This window comes from Hymenobacter cyanobacteriorum (assembly GCF_022631375.1).
Taxonomy (GTDB): domain Bacteria; phylum Bacteroidota; class Bacteroidia; order Cytophagales; family Hymenobacteraceae; genus Hymenobacter; species Hymenobacter cyanobacteriorum.
Genome location: NZ_JALBGC010000001.1, coordinates 494,495 through 514,180 on the forward strand (window position 1 = coordinate 494,495; position 19,686 = coordinate 514,180).

Below are 19,686 nucleotides of genomic sequence, written 5' to 3' on the forward strand. Positions count from 1 at the left end.
GAGCGTAGTCGAAGCATCTCGCGTGCTTCAACTAACTCAATCGGTGCAGCAGAATGGTTTACTGCTGCAAGCGAGATGCTTCGACTACGCTCAGCATGACGTTCTTCTATATCGGTTTAGCGAAGGTTAGTATCCTGCGTTCTGCGTGATTTTGCCGCTGGTGCGGTCAATTTCCGTTTGCGGAATGGGGCGCAGCACGTGGAAGTCCTTGATGTTGATGGCGGCATTCGAACCGTAGTTGCCGCCGGCCGTGAAGCCGGTGCCGGCCGCGCGGGTTACCAGCGCCGGCGAGTAGGCGGTGTTGCGCACCCGCACGAGCAGCTGGCCGGTGCGCTTCAGGTCGTACCAGCGGGTGAACTCGCCGCAGAGCTCGCGGGCCCGCTCATCCAGAATGAAGTTGAGGGTGACCTGGGCGCTGGTGATTTCCATCTGGGCGGTTTTGCCGATGGCGGCGGCGCGGCGGCGCACCACGTTGATGTAGTCGCGGGCCTTGTCCTTGTCGTTCAGGTAGAAGTAGGCTTCGGCGGCTACCAAGTAGGTTTCGGCCAGGCGGTACACAATGTTGGGGCGGGTCGAAAAACCGTTCACCGACGTGCGGTTGCGCGAGTCGAACTTATTGAGCGTGGGGAAGTACTCGGTGGTGTATTGGTTGGGCTGAATCACCACGTAGGGCGCGGGCTTGCGGGCTGCAATCTGGGCCAGGCGAGCGGCCGAAAGCTGGCGGCCGGGGTACCAAGCGGCGGTATCGCCTACCACGGAGCTGCCGCTACCGGCGTTGGCGCCGGGTGAGTTCACGCGGTACACCGTCGTGAACCACTTGCTGTAGCGGGTATCGGTGGTGCGCAGGGCGGCACCGGTTTCCAGCGCGTTGCCGCTGGCATCGGTCAGAATGAAGGAATTCTCCAGGAAGTACGTGGGCACGTGGCGGGCGAAGGGCCGGCCGTTGGCGATGTCGCGCGCCATGTTGGGCAGCTTGTCGTAGCGGCTGCGGAAGTTGAAGCCCGCCACGTTCTCGCCCCCGAAGGTGAAGCCGTCGATGCGGTTGAAGGTGGCATCGCCGCTGAACTGCGCGTTCATCAGCACTTCCTTGCCGTTCTCGTTGCCTTCAGTAAACACCGTGGCGGGGTCGGCCTCCAGGGCCACGCCGTAGCGGCTCTGGGTGTCGATGAGCTCCTTGGCGTATTGGGCCGCCAGCGTGTAGTCGGCAGTGGCACCGGCCGGAATGGCCGTGGCGCGGGTCAGGTACACTTTCGAGAGCAGGTGCAGGGCCGTGGCGCGCGTCACGCGGCCGGGCTGGGCGGGCTTGTCGGCAATGGTGGCCATGGCCTCGGTCAGGTCCTTCACAATCTGGGTGTACACGCTGGCCATCGGGGCGCGGGTGATGTCCTTGGTGGGCGAGTCCACGAAGTCCAGCATCAGCGGCACGTCGCCAAAGTCCTGCACCAGAATGAAGTAGTACTGGGCGCGCAGCAGCTTGGCTTCGGCCAGCAGCTGCGTGAGGCGGGCCGGCGCAATGCCGGTGGCCGCCGGGCCGTACTTCAGCACGCCGTTGGCGTTGTTAATCTGCTGGTAGCACACGCTCCAGATAAACGAGTGCGAGCCGTCGTTGAGGGGCGTAAGGGCCGTGTTGTCGTAGTCGCTCAGGCCGCTGCTGGCCGAAATGCCGGTCGTGAACAGGTCGGTGCCGGCTTCGGTGGTGAAGAAGCCCGAGTCGTTGCCGTAAATCTGGCGCAGGCCCGAATACACGCCCGTCACGCCCGCCTCCACGCCCTGCGGCGTTTGCAGGAAGGCCGGCGTGAGGACCGACTGCGGGGTTTCGTCCAGAAAGTTTTTGTTGCAGCTCGTCGCCGACAGCAGCAGGGCCGTTCCGAGCGAAGCGATAAGTATTTTTTTCATCTCAAAGGAGCGCGAGGCGCTGAAAAGTTGAATGGTGGGGAGGGTTTTAGCTGTCAGTTGCTGGTTGTCAGTTGTCAGGAACACCCAATTTCATCTTAAGACGAACAACTGACAACCAGCAACTAACAACTAAATAATTGACTTAAAAGCCCAGGTTGATGCCGGCGATGAAGGACCGCGTGACGGGGTAGTTGCTGCCGCCCTGGAACCCGATGTTGGCCGCGGCCGTGCCATTGGTGGTGTCGAAGCGCGACGAGTACGACAGCGCGTCGGGGTCGATGGCCTTGTTGCGCTGGAAGTACGCATCCTGCGCCCAGATAAGGGGGTTCTGAATTTGCAGGTAGATGCGCGCCGAGCTCATGAAGGCCGACTTGGCCCAGGCGGCCGGAATGGTATAGCCCAGGTCGATGCTGCGCACCTTGATGAAGGTGCCGCTGTGGTAGCCCAGCGTCGAGCCGTAGGTGGGCCACTCGTTGGGGCGGGTGCTCTGGTCGGGGCGCGGGTACTCGTTGGTGGGGTTGGTGGGCGTCCAGTAGTCAAAGTTCAGCTGGTTGCGGCGGCCGGTGTTGGTGGCGTAGTAGCTGGGGCCGAAGGAGTACGGGTCGACCACCGTGGCGCCCACGCGGGTAAGGGCCACAATGGTCATGTCGAAGCCTTTGAACCGGAAGCGGTTGGTGAGACCGGCTTCAAACTTGGGCTGGCGCGAGCCCACCACCACGCGGTCGCTGCCGTCAATCTTGCCGTCTTTGTTCACGTCCTCCACCTTAATCTGGCCGGGCTTCGAGCCATACTTCTTGGCCAGGTCGGCCTCCTCCGTTTGCCAGATGCCCAGCTTGCGGTAGTCGTAAATCACGTAGAGGGGCTGGCCAATAAAGCGCTGGTTGCCAATGTCGTCGCGCGGAGTACCCTCGGCCGTGTACAGGTTCAGGTCGAGTACCTTCTCGCGGTTCACGGTGAAGTTCCAGTCGGTGTTCCACTCGAAGCCGCTGGGGTTGCCCGAGCGCACGTTGGCCGTGGTCAGCGACAGCTCGATGCCGCGGTTCTGGGTCTGGCCCGCGTTGCGCACAAACGAGGTGTAGCCGCTGGCCGCCGGCAGGGCGTCGGGCAGCAGCAGGTCGCTGGTGCGCTGCTGGTACACTTCGACGCTACCGGTTACGCGGTTGTCGAGCAGGCCAAAATCGAGGCCCACGTTGGTGGTGGTGGTGTATTCCCAGCCCAGGTCGGGGTTCGGAATGTTGCCCGGCACCACGCCCACCGCGCCGGTCGCGCCGTAGTTGTACGCGCCCTGGCCGAGGCCCGTGAGCAACTGGCCCTGGGTCTGGTAGGGGTTGATGGCGGTGCTGCCCACCCGGCCCAGGCTGGCGCGCAGCTTCAGCACGCTCAGCCAGCTCTGGTCTTTCAAGAAGTTTTCGTTGGCCAGGTTCCAGGCCACGGCGGCCGAGGGGAACTGCTTGTACTTGTTGCCCGGCGCGAGGCGCGACGACCCGTCGATGCGCGACGTCAGCGTGAGCGAGTAGCGGTTATCGAACGAGTAGTTGATGCGCGCCATGTACGATTCCAGCGCCCAGTCGATGGGCTGCGTCGAGTTCGACACCGCCGTCGGCATGCCGGCCCCCAGGTTGGTATCGAGCTGGTAGTTGGCCAGCGTGTTTTGCACCGCGCCGCGGAAGCCGTCGGCGTGGTAAGTCTGGCGGCTATAGAGGGCCGTCACGTTCAGGTCGTGCTTGTCGGCAAACGTGCGGTTATACGTCAGAATGTTCTCGGCCAGCAGGTTGTAGGCGATGGACGACGCCGCGGCGGCCGCGTTCACGCCCCCGCCCTGCTGCGGCGTGATGGAAGCATAGAAGCTGTCGTCGGCCTGGGTGCGGCCATCGAGGCCCACGTTCAGGCGATAATCCAGCCCTTTTAGAATGTTCACCTGCCCGTACAGGCTGTTGAAGGTGCGCAGGCGGCGACGGCGGTCGAGGTGCGCGTCGGGCACGTACAGCGTCAGCGGGTTCGAGCCGGCGTTGTCGCCGTTGGGGTACAGCACCAGCTGGCCATCGGGCCCGTAGGCCGAAGCCAGGGGGCTGGTGGTGATAATCTGGTTGAGGACGTTGACGTTGGGGTCTTTCTCGTCGCTAAAGGTGTTCAGGGTGTTGAATCCGACTTTCACCCGGTCGCCGATTTTCTGGTCGAGCGTGCCGCGCAGCGAGTAGCGCTCGAAACGCTGCACCGGCACGATGCCGGTTTCGTCGTAGTAGCCCAGCGAAGCCGAGTACTGGGTGGCTTCGGTGCCGCCGCTCAGGCCCAGCGAGTGGTTCTGAATGTGGCCCTTCTGCAACAGTTGGCTCTGGTAGTCGGTGGTGATGCCGGCCGCGTAGTTGTTGCGTTCGTCGGTGGTCAGGAAGGTGGGCGAGGCCGGGTCGTACACGCCGGTGGCCGAGCCCGCCCGGTAGGCTTCGAGCTTGTAGTTGTAGTACTGCTGGCCGTTCTGAATGTCGAACTTGCCGTAGGCCTGCTTCACGCCGTAGTAGCCGCTGTAGGTGGCTTTGGGCGCGCCGGCCTTGCCCCGGCGGGTGGTGATGAGAATCACGCCGTTGGCCCCGCGCGCGCCGTAAATGGCGGTCGAAGAGGCATCCTTCAGCACTTCCACGCCCGACAAATCATCGGGGTTCAGGTCGTTGAGGCTGCCGTCGTAAGGCACGCCGTCCACCACCAGCAGCGGGTCGTTGGAGCCCGACAGCGAGCGGTTGCCCCGGATGCGAATGGTGGGTGCCTGCCCCGGCGAGGTGCCGTTGCTCGAAATGGTGATGCCCGCCGCGCGGCCCTGCAGGGCCTGGCCCACGTTGGCCACCGGCACGTCGCGCAGCATCTTTTCATCAACCGATGAGATGGCCCCCGTTACCTGACTTTTCTTCTGCACGCCGTAGCCCACCACCTGCACCTCGTTCAGGGCCTGCGCTTCAGCGGCCAGGCGCACGTCCACGCGGCCACTGCTACCTACCGGCACCTCCTTCTTCTCAAAACCAATCGAGCTGATTACCAGCGTGCTCGCGCCTTCGGGCACGGCCAGCGAGTACTCGCCGTTCACGTTGGTAGTGGCACCCACGGTGGTACCCTTCACAATAACCGTAACGCCGGGCAAGCCTTCGCCGGTGTCCGACGTGACGGTGCCCGACACCGTGCGGCCCGTTTGGGCCAGCGCTGCCGATGGCAGCAGCGCGCCCGCGAGCAGCACCGTGCCCAGGAGTGGTGCCCAGGGCCGCGAGGGCCGGGGCGCAATGACAGATAAAGGTACTCGCATGACTATGAGTGGGTTTGGTGGTGGGATGTAGGTTGAGTTGTTGGTTGTCAGTTGTTGGTTGTCAGTTGTTAGTTATTATGTGTTGATTATTCGCTGTTGGCTTTGCACTTCAATTCATTAACAACCAGCACTTAACAACAGACAACCAGCAACGAACAACTAAAAAATCAGAAGCCGATGGAGTTGCCGCCATCCACGGGCAGCGAAGCGCCGGTGATGTAGCGGGCGGCCTCGGAGGCCAGGAACACGGCCGCGTGGCCGATGTCGGCGGGCTGGCCGAACTTGCCCATGGGCGTGCGGCGCATGGCGCGGTCGCGGCGGTCGGGGTCCGAGTTCATGGCCGTCCGGCTCATGGCCGTTTCGATGAAGCCCGGCGCGATGGCATTCACGCGCACGCCGTGGGCCGAAAATTCGGAGGCCAGCACCTTCACCATGCCCTCCACCGCCGACTTGGAGGCCGCGTAGGCCACCACGCGGTCGATGCCGTAGTAGGCGGCCATCGACGAAATCATCAGGATAACGCCCTTGCCGCGGGGCAGCATGCGGCTGGCGCAGGCCCGCGTGAGGGCAAACACCGAGTGCAGGTTGGTGTGCAGAATGCGGCTGAATTCTTCATCGGAAACCTCCAGCGCGGGTTTTTTCAGGTTGATGCCGGCGTTATTCACCAGAATGTCGAGCGGGCCGTAGGTGGCCTCCACCTCGGCTACCAGCCCATCAATTGCGCCCAGGTCGGTCACGTCGTTCACCACGTAGTGCACGGCCTCGCCCAGCTCGGCCACCGCACTGCGCAGCACTTCCTCGCGCCGCCCTGTGATGATGACCGTGGCGCCGGCCGTGGCCATGCAGCGGGCAATTTCGAGCCCGATGCCGGTGCCGCCGCCCGTGACGAGGGCCAGCTGGCCCTCGAGCGAAAACACGTTGGCCGGTGCGGCCTGCGGGGCCAGCACAGCGGCAGCCGAACCGTTGGAGTAAGTTGTCGGGTTCATATCAATAGCAGGTTGGGAAGCGGCGGAATTATTTGAGTTGATAGAGGTCGACCAGCGTTTTCACTTCGGCCAGCGTGCGGGTGGGCGGCACAAAGGGCTTGGGAATGGGCTGCTTCGAGAACGTCTGGAAGTAGAGCACGCAGGCATCGCGCCACCACACGGCCTCGCGCTGCTGGATTTGCAGCCGCGCCGCCACGTCGGCGAATAGCGCGGCATCAACCTTCGGCTGCACCGTGGCCCAGCGCCGCTGCATCCAGGCCACCGAATCGGCGCCGGTGTAGTAGCGCGTCACCAGCTCGTTCCAGAGGGTGCGGCCGGTGGGCAGCGGCTGCCGCCAGCCCACGTGGTGGAACCAGAGCAGGTAGTTGAGCGGGGTGGTTTTGGCGTCGCCCCACTCCTTCTGCACGCCCGGCGAATACAGCGCCAGTGCATTCGAGCCTTTGGCGGTGCGGTCGAAACCCAGGCCCGCGGAGTCGGCCTTGTGGTAATACACGGCTGTCCAGTCGGGGCGGCCGGCGTCGGCCAGCCAGGGCTCGGGGCCGTAGTGAATGTTCTGACCCATAATGTGATGCAGACCCAGCGGCGTGGTGTAGCGCACGTAGATGTCGCGCGACTTATCCATCACTTCCACGATGGTGGCCACCGCCTGCGGTTCGCGGGTCAGCGTCATTTTGGTCCACTCAGTGGCAATAGCTTTGGCAGTCAGCGTGTAGTCCCAGGCCAGGCGGCCAAAGGCATACCAGTTGGCCTGGGCCATGGGGTGGCCGGTCCAGTTGCGGTCGGTGCCGATGTTGGCCACGCCCGCGATGCCGCTGATGCGGTGCTGGTCGAGGCTGCCGTCCACCACTTTCGCCACCGTCGAGCCGGGGCCCTTGGTTTGCGTGTCCGAGTCGAGGCATTCCTTGAACAGCGGGGCCAGGTACACCCAGTGCGTGGCCATGCCCAGGTATTCCTGCGTGAGCTGCACTTCCAGCACCAGCGGCGTTTTGGGCATGGCTCCAAACAGCGGGTGGAAGGGCTCGCGGGCCTGAAAATCAATAGGGCCGTTCTTCACCTGCACCAGCACGCGGGGCGCAAACTGCCCGTCGAGCAGCTTAAAATCCTCGTAGGCCTGCTTGAACCGGTCGCCGCTGCCGGCTTTGTACACGAAGGCGCGCCACATTACGATGCCGTCGTGGGTGCCCAGGGCGGCGGCCAGCATGTTGGCGCCGTCGGCATGGGTGCGGCCGTAGTCCTGCGGGCCGGGCTCGCCCTCCGAGTTGGCCTTCACCAGAAAGCCGCCGAAATCGGGAATGGCCTGGTAAATCTCCTCCGACTTGGCCGCCCACCACTGCTTCACCTGCGGGTCGAGCGGGTCGGCGGTTTTCAGCCCGCCAATCACCTTGGGCGCGGCCCAGAAAACCGACAGATACACCCGGATGCCATAAGGCCGAAACACGCCCGCCAGCGCCTTTACTTTCTGCAGGTATTCGGCCGTGAGGTAGCGCGCGCTGGCATTCACGTTATTAATGGCCACGCCATTCAGCCCAATCGAGGCATTGGCGCGGGCATAATCGGTGTAGCGCGGGTCGAGGCGCTGGGGCAGCTCGTTCCACTTCCAGATGCTGGAGCCCGCGTAGCCGCGCTCCACCGTGCCGTTGGGGTTATCCCAATGATTAAGCAAGCGGTACTGAATGCGCGGGCGGCTGCTCACGTTCAGGCCGGCCAGCGGTTGGCCCGTCTGCACCTGCCGCAGCAGCGCAAACACGCCGTATATCACGCCCGCCCCGCTCCCACCGGCCACCACCAGCTGCGCGCCGCGGGAGAAAATCCGGTAGCTTTCCAGCACCGTTTGGGCGCTACCGGAAACGTTTGTGGGTGGCGCTATTTCAAGCAGAATTCCGTGTTTCGTGCTCCCGGCGGCAGCCTTCGCCAACACTGGCACCGGCTGGCCCAGCAGGCCCTGCAACCCGCGCTGCAGCTCCGTAGCGGCCGTTTGCAGCACGGCATCTTTTCCCTCAAAAGCAATGTGTTGCGCTGCCGCGCGGTACTGCGCCCGCTGGCCAGCATCGGCCACGAGGTCGTACTTCAGCCACAGTCGGTAGCCGTCGTCGGCCCGGCAAAGGGGCGCGGCGGCAACCATCAGCAGCGTAAGCAGGAGCAGGCGAAAAGGCATTCGATTGGGGGGATTTAGATTGTAAGTTGTTAGCTAATAGCTATTAGCTGTCAGCTAGCTAACAGCCGCCAGCTCGCGGCCGATGGCGTATTCAAGGCCGCGCAGCTCGGCCAGGCCGCGCAGGCGGCCGATGGCGGAGTAACCCGGGTAAGTCGTCTTTTTCAGGTCGTCGAGCATCTGGTGGCCGTGGTCGGGACGCATGGGCAAGGTGCTATCGACTTGGCCGGCGGCGGCGCGGCGCTGCTCTTCCAGCAGCAGTTCGCGCACCACGGCGTACATGTCCACGTCGCCGGCCAGGTGGTCGGCTTCGTGGAAGTTGCGCGGGTTGTCCTCGCGCTTAGTGGCGCGCAGGTGCACGAAATGAATGCGCGGGCCAAACTGCCGGGCCAGCGTCGGCAGGTCGTTATCCACCCGCACGCCCAGCGAGCCGGTGCAGAACGTGAGGCCGTTGGCCGGCACCTCACAAGCAGCCAGCAGGGCGGCAATGTCGTCGCCGGTGCTCATCACCCGAGGCAGGCCCAGCAGCGGATACGGCGGGTCGTCGGGGTGAATGCAGAGGTTCACGCCCACTTCCTGGGCCACCGGGGCCACTTGTTGTATAAAGTAGTGCAGGTTGGCCCGCAGCGCGGCCGCATCAATATCAGCGTACTCATCGAGCAGCTGCTGGAAGCCGGCCAGCTCAAACGCTTCTTCCGAGCCCGGCAGGCCCAGCAGCACCGTGTTGCTCAGGTCAGCGATTGCGGCCGGGCTCATGGCGGCAAACTGCTGGCGGGCGGCCTCGGCCACGGCAGGCTCGTAGGCGGCTTCGGCACCGGGCCGCTTGAGGATGCACAGGTCGAATACTGCGAAATCCTGCCACACAAAGCGCAGGGCGCGCGAGCCGTCGGGCATTTCGAAGCGCACGTTGGTACGCGACCAATCGAGCACCGGCATGAAGTTGTAGCACACCGTGCGCACGCCGCAGGCCGCCAGGTTGCGCAACGAGGCCTGGTAGTTGGCAATGTATTGCTCGCGCTCAGGCAGGCCTTTCTTAATGGCCTCGTGCACGGGCAGGCTTTCCACCACGGCCCAGTGCAGGGGCGCGTGGGTGGCATTATCGGCCGCAATAAGCTGCTGGCGGGCCTGAATTTCGGCCACCGGCCACTCCACTCCCACCGGCAATTGATGCAGGGCCGTTACCACGCCTGCGCAGCCGGCCTGCCGGATATCAAAAAGCGAAACGGGGTCGTGGGGACCAAACCAGCGCATGGTGTGCAGCATGGAACAGGGTTTTTTACAAAAAATCCAATTTCAGATTCCTGGCATCCGGTTGATGTGATAGAGAAGCACAAAAGGCCTTGCTGACTCATTCGCCGAACTTGTTATCGAAAGTAAAGCATGTTCCGCATAGTTGTATACCGCAAAAAGTGCCCAAAATCAATAATTTTCAACAAAAACTATCGGCAACGTTTCCGGAAACGTTGCCGATAGAAAACTTTTTATCCAAGTGGATTAAAAATAAATTTTATTCTTACTTTTGAGTAAGTACTCACCTTTGGAATTGACCCAACGGTTTAGACCAGCAGATTTATCAATTAAATTCAATTTACCATGATTACCTGCGTTAAGTGCCAAAAGCCGGATTCGGTGTTGAAAGCAGGTTTCGTGCGGGGCCGCCAGCGTTACCTGTGCAAAGCCTGCGACTACCACTTCACGGAGGAGAAACCTGGCCCCGCGCCCGAACGCCGCCGGGCCCAAACCACTATCGGCGATGTGGCCAAGGCGGTGGGAGTGGCTTCGTCCACGGTGTCGCGGGCGCTGAACGGGCACACTGACATCAGCCCTACCACCCGCCAGGCCATTCTCGACGCGGCCCGCCAGCTCGACTACCAGCCCAACCTACTGGCCCAGAGCCTCAAGAGCCGCGAAACCCACACCCTGGGCGTGCTGATTCCGGACATTGAGCGCCCGTTTTTTGCCACCGTGGTCAGCGGCATTCAGGAAGTGGCCAATGAGGCGGGCTACCGCGTGATGATTACCCAATCGAAGGAGTCGTATCGCACCGAGGTGAGCAACGTGCAGGCGCTGGTAGCCAGCCAGGTTGATGGCCTGCTCATTTGCCACTCGCGCGAAACCGAGAATTTCGACCACGTACAATCAAGCGCCTGCCGGGGCATTCCGGTGGTGCATTTCGACCGCGTGAGCAACGCCGTGGACAGCGCCAAGGTGATTCTGGACGACTGGAACGGGGCGTTTAACATTACCGAGCACCTCATTCAACAGGGGGCGCAGCGCATTGCCATCCTGGCCGGGCCCGAGTCGCTGCTCATCAGCCGCAATCGTTTGGCGGGCTACCAAAGCGCCCTGAAACGCTACAACATGCCCCTGCGGCCTGAATACGAAGTGCACATCGAGTTCCAGACCGCCCAGGCCGAAGCGGCGCTCGATGCCTGGTTGGCCCTGCCCGAACCGCCTGATGCCATCTTCGCCATCAACTATACCAACGCCTTCGACTTGCTGGTGGCCCTGAAAAAGCGCCACGTGCGCGTGCCGCAGGATGTGGCCGTGGTGGGTTTCGGCGACGAGTTTATGGCCGCGATGATTGAGCCCGGCCTCACCACCGTCGACCTCCACCCCTACCGCATCGGCCAGCAGGCCGCTCGCCTCATCCTGGAGCAGCTGCACCTGAAGGAGCAGTTTCAGCCCCGCACGTTCGTGATTTCCGGCGACCTGATTATCCGGCAATCGTCACTGAAAGCAGCCGTGGACATGTTTGCGCTGGGGATTTAGCAGGATGATTTTTAACGGTTGAACGTCATGCAGAGCGCAGCGAAGCATCTCTACAGTGCAAGTAATTCATTTACTATAGCGGTAGAGATGCTTCGACAAGCTCAGCATGACGTTCTGTTTTTAGCCTGTTCTTATTGAATTGAAAAAACAGCCTTTCCATTTTGGAAAAATTCATCCCCGTTGGGCCTTGCGCTCGGCGGGGATTTTTTATTAATCAGCTAAAAATCAGACAATAGCACATTATCGCCGGAATAATTTCCAAATCGGCACTGGTCTTGGCATTGGGTGGCAGTCACCAACAATCTGCTGCTCATGGCCATTCTCGAAAATCTCACCAAAGCCGCCAAAGGCTTCTTCGTGGAAGAAGACGGCGCAGCTACTGCGCCGATAGCGCCCGCCGCGTCGGCTCCCGCACCGGCCCCGCTGCCCACTGCTGGAACTGGCCCGCAACCCACGCAGCCCGAGCAGCGCCACCGCGACCACATTGCCGGCCTGCTGGCCAGCGACGGCAAAGATTTCGGCACTTACACCAAAATGGTGAACAGCATGGGCGGCAGCGGCCTCAGCGGCCCGCTGCTCTACCAGACGGCTTTCAACGCCTTTTCCGCCCTCACCAGCACCGACCTGCCCGCCCTGCTGGCCTCAGCTGATACGCTGCAGCAGAAGCTGGCCGACGACCGCGCCCAGGTGCAGCAGCGCCACCGCGAAAAGCTGGGCGAAAGCGCCAACCCGCAAGGCCCGCCCAGCCCGCTGGTGCAGCTGCTGAAACAGGAAAGCCAACTGCAAAGCGAAGTAGCCGCCCTGACGGAGCAGCTCGCCGCAAAGCGCCAGCAGCTAACCGACCTCCAGCAGCAGGCGCAGGCTGAACGCCAGAAAACGCAGGCCGCGCTAGCCTCCTACGAACTGGCCCACGCGGCGGCCGCGGCCGAGCTGCAGGCCCACCGGCAAGCCACTCAATCTTTCCTGACACCAACCCCTTCCCGCTAACCATCTCCAACCTTTTACGCCATGAATACTCTCCCTTCTTTCAATTCCGAATCGTCCGAGCTGCCCAAGTGGCAACAGCCGGAGAAAATGGCCGGCCGCGTGGTGCTGCTGGGCCTGGCCGGCGCGGCCGTGTACTACTGGGGCGTGATTTTGCCCTTCCTGGTCGACATGGTGTTCGACACCGTGAAGCTGGGCATTGGCCTGGGCACGCTGTTCGTGCTGTTTTTGCTGGCCACGAATAAGCGCATTCACGCCGGGCTGTGGTATGCCGGGCAGCGTATTCTGCGCACGGCAGCCGGCATTTTCGTGAACACCGACCCCATCGGCATCATGGAAGACTACATCCGCAACACCGAAAAGGAGGCGCGGAAGATGGACGCCGAAGTCACCAACATTGAGGGCGCGCACGAGCTGGTGAAGCGCAAGCTGGCCGCCAACACCGCCCAGATGCAGGAATACCTGAGCCTGGCCAGCGCCGCCACCCGCCAGAACGAGAAGGACATGGCCGAGAGCTACGCCATGCGCGCCGCCCAGCTCGAAGAATACAACCAGCGCCTGATGCCGATGGCCACCACCACGGCCAACGTGACGGTGGTAATGCGCCAGATTCTGAAGGCTGCCCTGCGTCAGATTGACGGCAGCAAGTTCAAAGTCAACCTGCTGAAAGATGAATACACGCTCGTAAAGCGCACCAGCTCGGGCATGCGCGCGGCCATGAACATCTTGCGCGGCGACCCCGACAAGAAGTACTTCTTCGACCTGGCCACCGACCGCGTGGCCCAGGACATGGCCCAGCAGCTGGGCCAGATTAAGCAGGCCATGCGCTACTCGCAGGAGTTCGTCAAGGAAATGGACATCCAGAACGGCGTGATGAGCGAGAAAGGCCAGCGCCTGCTGGAAAAGTATCAGAAAGGCGACTTCAACGCCGTGCTGAACGAAAAGCCGCAACAGCCCCAAACCCTCAACGCCACTAAAAAAGCCTCCGATGATGCCTACTCTAGCCTGCTTGACTAGCTTTTTGCTGGCCTGCGCCTGCCTCAGTAGCGCGGACTTTGTAGCCCGCGAGTCGACGGCTAAGGTGCCACCGCAGCAACATGTACAGCTGGTGGCACAGCAGAAGCAGCCGAAACCCGCCGCTCCGCTGCTGGCGCACACTCGCCACCGGGCCAGCCGCTAAACTTCTCTTTTTCAATAACAAAATTCGCGCTTTGGACGCGGGCGCGGACTAAAAGTCCGCGCTACATCCAACCAATGCCATGACCACACGCGGTAAAGTTTTAATTGGCCTCATTCTGGTGGCCGTCCTGTACTTCGGCATCAACAAGCTGGTTTCCAGTGGGGCTGTCTTTAAGAAAGCCGACACGCAGTCGGTGTTGCTCAACTCAATTGAGCTGCCCACGGCCACCGGCGGCAACCGGGCCAACATCGTGGTGCCGCTGGCCCCCATGCCCGGCACTGCCCCGGCCGATAAGGGCACGCCCATTGTGTGGGAAGTAATGGCCTGGAACAGCCAGATGGCTGGCATGCTGGCCAACGGCGGGCCCCGCTCCACCATGGGCTCGGCGGCGGCGGCCAACGGGCTGGACATGCAGATTGTGCGGCAGGACGACGTGAGCAAGATGCAGGCCGACCTAGTGAAAAACGCCCTCGACCTGCAAAGCAAGCCCGAAACGCCGGGCCTGATTGTGAGCATTATGGGCGACGGCCTGCCCGGCTTCTCGGCCGTGCAGACGGAGCTGAAGAAGGCCGGCACACAATTGCAAATCATCCCCTACTCGGTGGGTAAATCCTTCGGCGAAGACAAGCTGATGGGCCCGAAAGAATGGCTGGATAACCCCAAAACCGCCCTTGGCAAAACCATAGCCTGTTACCTGCGCGACGGCGACCAGAACATCGCCCTGAAATGGTGCGCCGACAACGGCCTGAAAGTCAACCCTGACGAAACCACTTACGACCCCGAAGCTGTGAACTTCATGTCGGCCAGCGACTTTCTAGTGGCGGCCGAGAAGTACATCCTCGGCAAGCCGGAAGCCCGCACCAAAGTGGTAAACGGCAAGAACACCGGCGTGAAAGTGGACGTGGTAGCCGACGCCGTGGCTACCTGGACGCCCGGCGACGTGAACATTGCCAAACAGCGCGGCGGCCTCGTCAACATCGTGAGCACCAAAGACTACTCCAACCAGATGCCCAACATCATGGTCACCACCAAGCGCTGGTACGACGCCCACCCCAAGGAAGTACTTGGTTTGATGACGGCCTTCGCCGTGGCCGGCGACCAGGTGAAAAGTCACCCCGAAGCCCTGACCCGCGCCGCCGATATCTCGGCCACCGTGTACGGCGACCAGGACAAGCCTGGTGCCTACTGGCTGAAGTATTACAAAGGCGTGAGCGAAGCCGACCGCAATGGCGACGTAGTGGAGCTTGGCGGCAGCAAAGCCTTCAATTTCAGCGACAACCTGAATTTGTTCGGCCTCGATGAAGGCGGCACCAACATCTACGCCGCCGTGTACAAAACCTTCGGCGACGTGCAGAGCAAGCTTTACCCCAAAGAGCTGCCCAGCTACGTACCCCTGACCGAAATGCTGGACCTGAAGCCCCTACAGCAACTTCAGCAGCAGTACAAAGGCAAAGCCGTGGCCCCGGCCGAAACGCAGCAGTTTGCTGCCGGCGACGAAATCCGCCAGAATGTGAGCAAACGCGCCTGGAACATCGAATTCAACAGCGGCCAGAGCAGCTTCACCCCCGCCGCCGAGCGCGACCTGAACCAACTCTTCAACGACCTCGTGGTGGCCGGCCGCCTGAAAGTGGCCGTGCACGGCCACACCGACAACACCGGCGACCCCAGCAAAAACCAGCAGCTGAGCGAGGACCGCGCCATGGCCGTGCAGCACTGGCTCGAAACCAAGAGCCACAGTGCCTTCCCCGACGGCCGCGTGCAGGTGTACGCCCACGGCGCCACCGAACCGGTAGCCAGCAACGCCACCCCCGATGGCAAAGCCAAAAACCGCCGCGTGGAAGTGGTACTGGGCAATTAAGCCTTTTGCCCGAAATGAAAAAGAACGGTCATGCTGAGCGCAGTCGAAGCATCTCTACCGCAGCAGCAATCAATGCCGCTGCAACGAAGCGGTAGAGATGCTTCGACTGCGCTCAGCATGACGTTCTGGTTTTTCTCAACTGAAAACATGAAATCTCTTTTCGCCCCCAACGCCCAGCCGCGCCGCCTTGTATTCACCACCATGGTGGTGGCCCAAGTGGCCCTATTGCTACTACTGTGGCTGTTTTATCCCATGCAGCTCTTCCCCAGCTTGGGCGAGGTCGTCCGCTCCCTTGGCGACCTCATCACCACGCAGGGGCTAATTCAGGAGCTGTGGGCCAGCATGAGCACGGCCCTGCAAGCGCTGGCCGTGGCCACGGTGCTGGCGCTGCTGATATCGTACCTGACGGCGCTGCCCTTCTTCCGGCCCATCGCCTACGCGGCCTCCAAGATGCGCTACCTCACCCTCACGGGCCTGACCTTCTTCATGGCCCTGATGGTGAGCTCGGGCCACCAGGTGAAGCTTTCGGTGCTCATTTTCGGCGCTACCGTGTACCTGGTCACGGGCATGACGAGCGTGATTCTCACGACCACGCAGGAGGAGATGGACCACGCCCGCACGCTGGGCATGAGCGAGTGGCGCAGCTTCTACGAAGTCGTGGTACTGGGCAAGCTCGACGAGATGCTCGAAGTCGTGCGCCAGAACTTCGCCATCATCTGGACCATGATTACGTTGGTGGAAACGCTCTATCAGTCCGAAGGTGGCATTGGCCTGCTGCTGTACAAGCAGAACCGCTACCTGCACCTTGATGGGGTGCTGGCTATTCAGTTGGTGATTCTGGCCACGGGCGCGCTACAGGACTATGTGTTTGTGCTGCTACGGCGGGTGTTTTTTCCTTATTCGGCGCTGGGGGTTGCCTAACGGACGCCTCACCCCCGACCCCTCTCCCAAGGGAGAGGGGAGCCAGCCGACTTCAAATTTTTCTTTCAAATCCAAGCAGATTGCCCGCGCTGCCGTGGCTCCCCCTCTCCCTTGGGAGAGGGGGCCGGGGGGTGAGGCGAACGCGAGAACTCCCATGACTGCCCACACCTACGCCTACCGCGACCCCATCCTGACGCTCAACAACGTCTCCATCACCCTCAACAACGAGCAAATCCTGCGCGACATCAACGCCCAGGTCCTCGACGTGACCCGGCCCAATATGCAGCAGGGCCAGGTCGTGGGCTTCTACGGCCGCTCGGGCATCGGCAAGTCTGTCCTTTGCCGCATCATGGCGGGCCTCATCGCCCCCGGCACCGGCACCGTGGAAGTGGGCCTCGCCCAGCAGCCCGTCACGCCCGGCATGGTGGGCTTCGTGCAGCAGCGCTACCCCCTCTTCGACCACCGCACCCTGCACGACAACCTGCTGGTGGCCGCCCAGCGCAAGCACGCCCCCGCCGACGCCCGCCAGCACGTCGACGCCTACCTCGAACGCTTCGGCCTGGCCCCTCACCGGCGCAAGTACCCGGCCCTGCTCTCGGGCGGACAGCGCCAGCGGGCGGCCATCGCCCAGCAGTTGCTCTGCTCCGACCACCTCATCCTGCTCGATGAGCCCTTCTCCGGCCTCGACGTGGCCATGATTGACGAAGTGAAACGAATAATAGTCGAAGTCACCACCATGGACGAGCTGAACACCGTCATCATCGTCTCGCACGACATCGTGACCACCACCGCCCTGGCCGACCGCCTCTGGCTGCTCGGCTACGAGCACGACGCGGCCGGGGCCCTCGTGCCGGGCGCCACCATCAGCCCCCAGCACCAATACAACCTGGCCGAAATGGGCCTCGCCTGGCACGAAAACGTCGAAGCCGAACCCGAATTCGCCCAGTTCGTCGAGCACATCAAGAATGAGATTCGGGGGAGTTAGTCTTCTTCTTTTTTTAAAGCATTTTTTAAAGTAGAAGCAAAATCGGAATCGTTCCTTCTAGATACTGTTACTCTTTCATACATATCTAGCTTCTTCAATTTTGACTTGAATGGCTGGTGAAAGTTTTGTGGCAAAACAGCTATAACCTTATTGCAAATGGCTCTGGCTTGTGTGTTTCTATTTAATCTTATATAAACCTCAACCAATTGAACTAGACCCGCCAATACTAGAGTACGAGTAGCAGATGATAGTTCCAATATTTGGTCTGAGTTAAGAACTTCAACCAATCTTGAACCCGCTTTTGCGACTATGGAATTCATCACAATCTTTTGCTGAGTATATTTTTCATTATACTCCTCAATGCTTATCATATCAAACCTCTTCTCTTCCTTAAGGTTTTCCCTGCTATTCACTACCTCAATAGATTCATACATCACAAGCATACTGTTCAACTGTAAGCGCATATCGTCGGACAACTCATTTTTAGTCCAGAAGTACCACTTAATTAGTTTAATCGCAGTATCACGAGAATCATCAATGTCAGCAGACCATAAATACTGAACGTAAGCCTTTGTAAATTTAATGTCGTTTTCAAATATCTGTTTGTAGTCTGCAAATAAACGCAGCGCACCTTCTGCATCATTTTTTGTCGAAAACAGGTAAGTTCCTAAGTTCAGCAAAGCCTGAAGCTTTATTGAATAAGATGTCTGTTCTCGATTTACGATATAACGATACTTGGAAACAACCTCGCCTTCGGTCGCAGTTATTCTACTTGAATCTGCATTTATAAGCAATGCGTGGTCATTATCAAGTTTTTTATCTCTACCGACCAATGACAAACGATAGGTCAATTTTTCTTTTTCTTGGGGAATATTTTGCTGAAAATATTCATTCATGAACTTCAAGATTTCTCTTGAATATACTCTGAAAAATTTCTGCTCAAATATTTCGATTATTTTCAGCTTGACCAGTTCGTTTATGCCGTTATCAAAATCGTCTTGCTGGTCTTCCATGTTAACCAGATATTGGAGCTTTTCAACAACATTGGTTAAATCATCCGAAGAAACCAGCAGACACATTGCAACAAAAAGATGCTGTGCTACAGGCGACAAATAGTCGTAAATTCTATCATACAGGAATTTAACAGCATTTGAACTTGATTTAATATCAATATTAATAACTTCATCAGCAAGTGCTTTCTGAGCTAATAGTACAGCAAACTGAAAAATAAATAGCGGCCTTCCGCTAGTCATTTCATGCACCTTCTTGTAGTTCGAATCCTTCTCCAAGTAATGCTGAATCTGAGCAATATTTACTAGGGGCGCTTCAATCTCAATCACCTCCAATAAAAATTTTATCATCTCTTGTTCATCTAACTCATTAGACTTTATTTCTTCCCCCAGAATTAAGGTTGCAGCACGAGTAGTAATAATGACTTTGTGATGATTAATATTAAGCAGTTTGATAAAATCAAGAATCTTACCCTTTTCTTCAGGCGAAAACGTTTCAAAATCGTCAATTACAAGAAGCAATTGCCCATCAAAATCAATAATATCTAAAGCTTCAGAGGAGCTTTTAGAAAACATGATTTCATTAGTATACAAAATTATGTCCTCCAATGATGAAACTCGCTCATCAATTTCATTTATAGTCCCTTGGTAATAATTGTAAAGTCTATCCTTAGCAGATAGGAAAACTATGTAGTTGAATTTTTTATTCTCTACGTTGCCCAAATCTTCACAAACACTTTGAATTGAAGCCGTCTTCCCAACACCACCATGTCCCCAAACAGTAGCAAAAACCGATGATTTATTTGAAACTAAAAACTTGTTAATTTTACGCTTTACGCCTGTTTCAATGTATTTTTTATAATTCTTAGTAAAATTATTTAGCACAGTCCCATTACTGCACCTTCTCTTTTTATCATCAAAATCGATAACTATATTAACAAATTCTTTAACCTCTTTCAATATGTGTCCTGTTTTAATAAGGCGATTAAAACGTGCAAGTCCAGAAAGTTTTTCTTGAATCGAAGAATATATATAGAATTCATCTTCATCATTAATGAAGACAAAGGGAGACAATCGGAAGTAGCCTTTGCTTTCTGTAAAGCCATACAAGCCGATTTTATCAAAACCATAGACTCCTTTAGGGCAAGACCATGGCAAATAATCCGCGCCATTTGGTTTGTATATTATCCCTGTAGAATTATCTGAGTCAATATCTATAACATTAATAAGCTCTAGTTTTTCACAGAAAATAAAAACGCCTGATTCCAGAAGCCCTTGATACAATTCATCAAATGACCCCAAAAGCTCATCGGTTTCATCTTCAAACGTAAAACCATGACCGAGCTTTTCATTCCTTAATGAAGGGTACTTATCAAAGGATTTCTGAAGTTTTTTGTTTGAAAACAATTCGTTGTGAATATCTAATTTTCTAGCAATTTCTACAATTGAGCCTATAGATGGTTTTACAATAGCAGCAGATATATATTCCTTTTCATTTGCACCTAGTGAATCAAAATTCTTATTCCACAAATAACTCATAGCAAGAACCAGCATATATTCATATTTTGCCTGATAATGAACTCTGAGGTCTGCCTTTTTATTTTGGGCTGCCAAAAGCTCGATTCGACGTTCAAGATTGCGGAGAATGAAATCCAT

General features: G+C 58.5%; 13 protein-coding genes. 7 read left to right on the forward strand and 6 right to left on the reverse strand.

Annotated features, from left to right (window positions below; translation table 11 throughout):
- Positions 1 to 126: 126 nt before the first annotated feature.
- From MON38_RS02175 to uxuA, 5 genes are all read right to left on the reverse strand, one after another.
- On the reverse strand, positions 127 to 1,896 hold the full coding sequence (locus MON38_RS02175; RefSeq protein ID WP_241934489.1) for a RagB/SusD family nutrient uptake outer membrane protein: 1,770 nt from the start codon (positions 1,894 to 1,896) through the stop codon (positions 127 to 129).
- 142 nt (positions 1,897 to 2,038) lie between these two features.
- Entirely contained in the window at positions 2,039 to 5,182 is a 3,144-nt protein-coding gene (locus tag MON38_RS02180; RefSeq protein ID WP_241934490.1) for a SusC/RagA family TonB-linked outer membrane protein, read from the reverse strand.
- Between the two features lie 167 nt (positions 5,183 to 5,349).
- On the reverse strand, positions 5,350 to 6,168 hold the full coding sequence (locus MON38_RS02185; protein ID WP_241934491.1) for an SDR family NAD(P)-dependent oxidoreductase: 819 nt from the start codon (positions 6,166 to 6,168) through the stop codon (positions 5,350 to 5,352).
- A gap of 28 nt (positions 6,169 to 6,196) precedes the next feature.
- Positions 6,197 to 8,323, reverse strand: coding sequence for an alpha-glucuronidase family glycosyl hydrolase (locus MON38_RS02190; protein WP_241934492.1), 2,127 nt, complete (start codon positions 8,321 to 8,323; stop codon positions 6,197 to 6,199).
- Positions 8,324 to 8,377: 54 nt separating this feature from the next.
- On the reverse strand, positions 8,378 to 9,583 hold the full coding sequence (gene uxuA, locus MON38_RS02195; protein ID WP_241934493.1) for a mannonate dehydratase: 1,206 nt from the start codon (positions 9,581 to 9,583) through the stop codon (positions 8,378 to 8,380).
- 330 nt (positions 9,584 to 9,913) lie between these two features.
- On the opposite strand from uxuA, the gene MON38_RS02200 reads away from it, so the two are divergent.
- The 7 genes from MON38_RS02200 to MON38_RS02230 all read left to right on the forward strand — a co-directional run bounded on the left by MON38_RS02200 (position 9,914) and on the right by MON38_RS02230 (position 17,020).
- Positions 9,914 to 11,092, forward strand: a complete 1,179-nt coding sequence (locus tag MON38_RS02200; RefSeq protein ID WP_241934494.1) for a LacI family DNA-binding transcriptional regulator — start codon at positions 9,914 to 9,916, stop codon at positions 11,090 to 11,092.
- Positions 11,093 to 11,404: 312 nt separating this feature from the next.
- Positions 11,405 to 12,079, forward strand: a complete 675-nt coding sequence (locus MON38_RS02205) for a hypothetical protein (protein WP_241934495.1) — start codon at positions 11,405 to 11,407, stop codon at positions 12,077 to 12,079.
- A gap of 21 nt (positions 12,080 to 12,100) precedes the next feature.
- Positions 12,101 to 13,093, forward strand: a complete 993-nt coding sequence (locus tag MON38_RS02210) for a PspA/IM30 family protein (RefSeq protein ID WP_241934496.1) — start codon at positions 12,101 to 12,103, stop codon at positions 13,091 to 13,093.
- Positions 13,086 to 13,256, forward strand: a complete 171-nt coding sequence (locus MON38_RS02215) for a hypothetical protein (protein WP_241934497.1) — start codon at positions 13,086 to 13,088, stop codon at positions 13,254 to 13,256. The genes MON38_RS02210 and MON38_RS02215 overlap by 8 nt, the downstream gene beginning before the upstream one ends.
- 79 nt (positions 13,257 to 13,335) lie before the next feature.
- Positions 13,336 to 15,114: an OmpA family protein gene (locus MON38_RS02220; protein WP_241934498.1), complete on the forward strand. Its 1,779-nt coding sequence runs from the start codon at positions 13,336 to 13,338 to the stop codon at positions 15,112 to 15,114.
- Positions 15,115 to 15,261: 147 nt separating this feature from the next.
- Positions 15,262 to 16,035, forward strand: a complete 774-nt coding sequence (locus MON38_RS02225; RefSeq protein WP_241934499.1) for an ABC transporter permease — start codon at positions 15,262 to 15,264, stop codon at positions 16,033 to 16,035.
- A 154-nt stretch (positions 16,036 to 16,189) separates the two neighbouring features.
- Positions 16,190 to 17,020, forward strand: a complete 831-nt coding sequence (locus MON38_RS02230) for an ATP-binding cassette domain-containing protein (RefSeq protein ID WP_241934500.1) — start codon at positions 16,190 to 16,192, stop codon at positions 17,018 to 17,020.
- Here MON38_RS02230 and MON38_RS02235 read toward each other — a convergent pair.
- Positions 17,017 to 19,686, reverse strand: coding sequence for an NB-ARC domain-containing protein (locus MON38_RS02235; RefSeq protein ID WP_241934501.1), 2,670 nt, complete (start codon positions 19,684 to 19,686; stop codon positions 17,017 to 17,019). The two genes, MON38_RS02230 and MON38_RS02235, sit on opposite strands and share 4 nt — an antisense overlap.

Excerpts from the sequence above, each read along its gene's own strand:
- MON38_RS02175 (WP_241934489.1), bottom strand. The coding sequence starts at position 1,896 with ATGAAAAAAATACTTATCGCTTCGCTCGGAACGGCCCTGCTGCTGTCG.
- MON38_RS02180 (WP_241934490.1), bottom strand. The coding sequence starts at position 5,182 with ATGCGAGTACCTTTATCTGTCATTGCGCCCCGGCCCTCGCGGCCCTGG.
- MON38_RS02185 (WP_241934491.1), bottom strand. The coding sequence starts at position 6,168 with ATGAACCCGACAACTTACTCCAACGGTTCGGCTGCCGCTGTGCTGGCC.
- MON38_RS02190 (WP_241934492.1), bottom strand. The coding sequence starts at position 8,323 with ATGCCTTTTCGCCTGCTCCTGCTTACGCTGCTGATGGTTGCCGCCGCG.
- uxuA (WP_241934493.1), bottom strand. The coding sequence starts at position 9,583 with ATGCTGCACACCATGCGCTGGTTTGGTCCCCACGACCCCGTTTCGCTT.
- MON38_RS02200 (WP_241934494.1), top strand. The coding sequence starts at position 9,914 with ATGATTACCTGCGTTAAGTGCCAAAAGCCGGATTCGGTGTTGAAAGCA.
- MON38_RS02205 (WP_241934495.1), top strand. The coding sequence starts at position 11,405 with ATGGCCATTCTCGAAAATCTCACCAAAGCCGCCAAAGGCTTCTTCGTG.
- MON38_RS02210 (WP_241934496.1), top strand. The coding sequence starts at position 12,101 with ATGAATACTCTCCCTTCTTTCAATTCCGAATCGTCCGAGCTGCCCAAG.
- MON38_RS02220 (WP_241934498.1), top strand. The coding sequence starts at position 13,336 with ATGACCACACGCGGTAAAGTTTTAATTGGCCTCATTCTGGTGGCCGTC.
- MON38_RS02225 (WP_241934499.1), top strand. The coding sequence starts at position 15,262 with ATGAAATCTCTTTTCGCCCCCAACGCCCAGCCGCGCCGCCTTGTATTC.
- MON38_RS02230 (WP_241934500.1), top strand. The coding sequence starts at position 16,190 with ATGACTGCCCACACCTACGCCTACCGCGACCCCATCCTGACGCTCAAC.
- MON38_RS02235 (WP_241934501.1), bottom strand. The coding sequence starts at position 19,686 with ATGGATTTCATTCTCCGCAATCTTGAACGTCGAATCGAGCTTTTGGCA.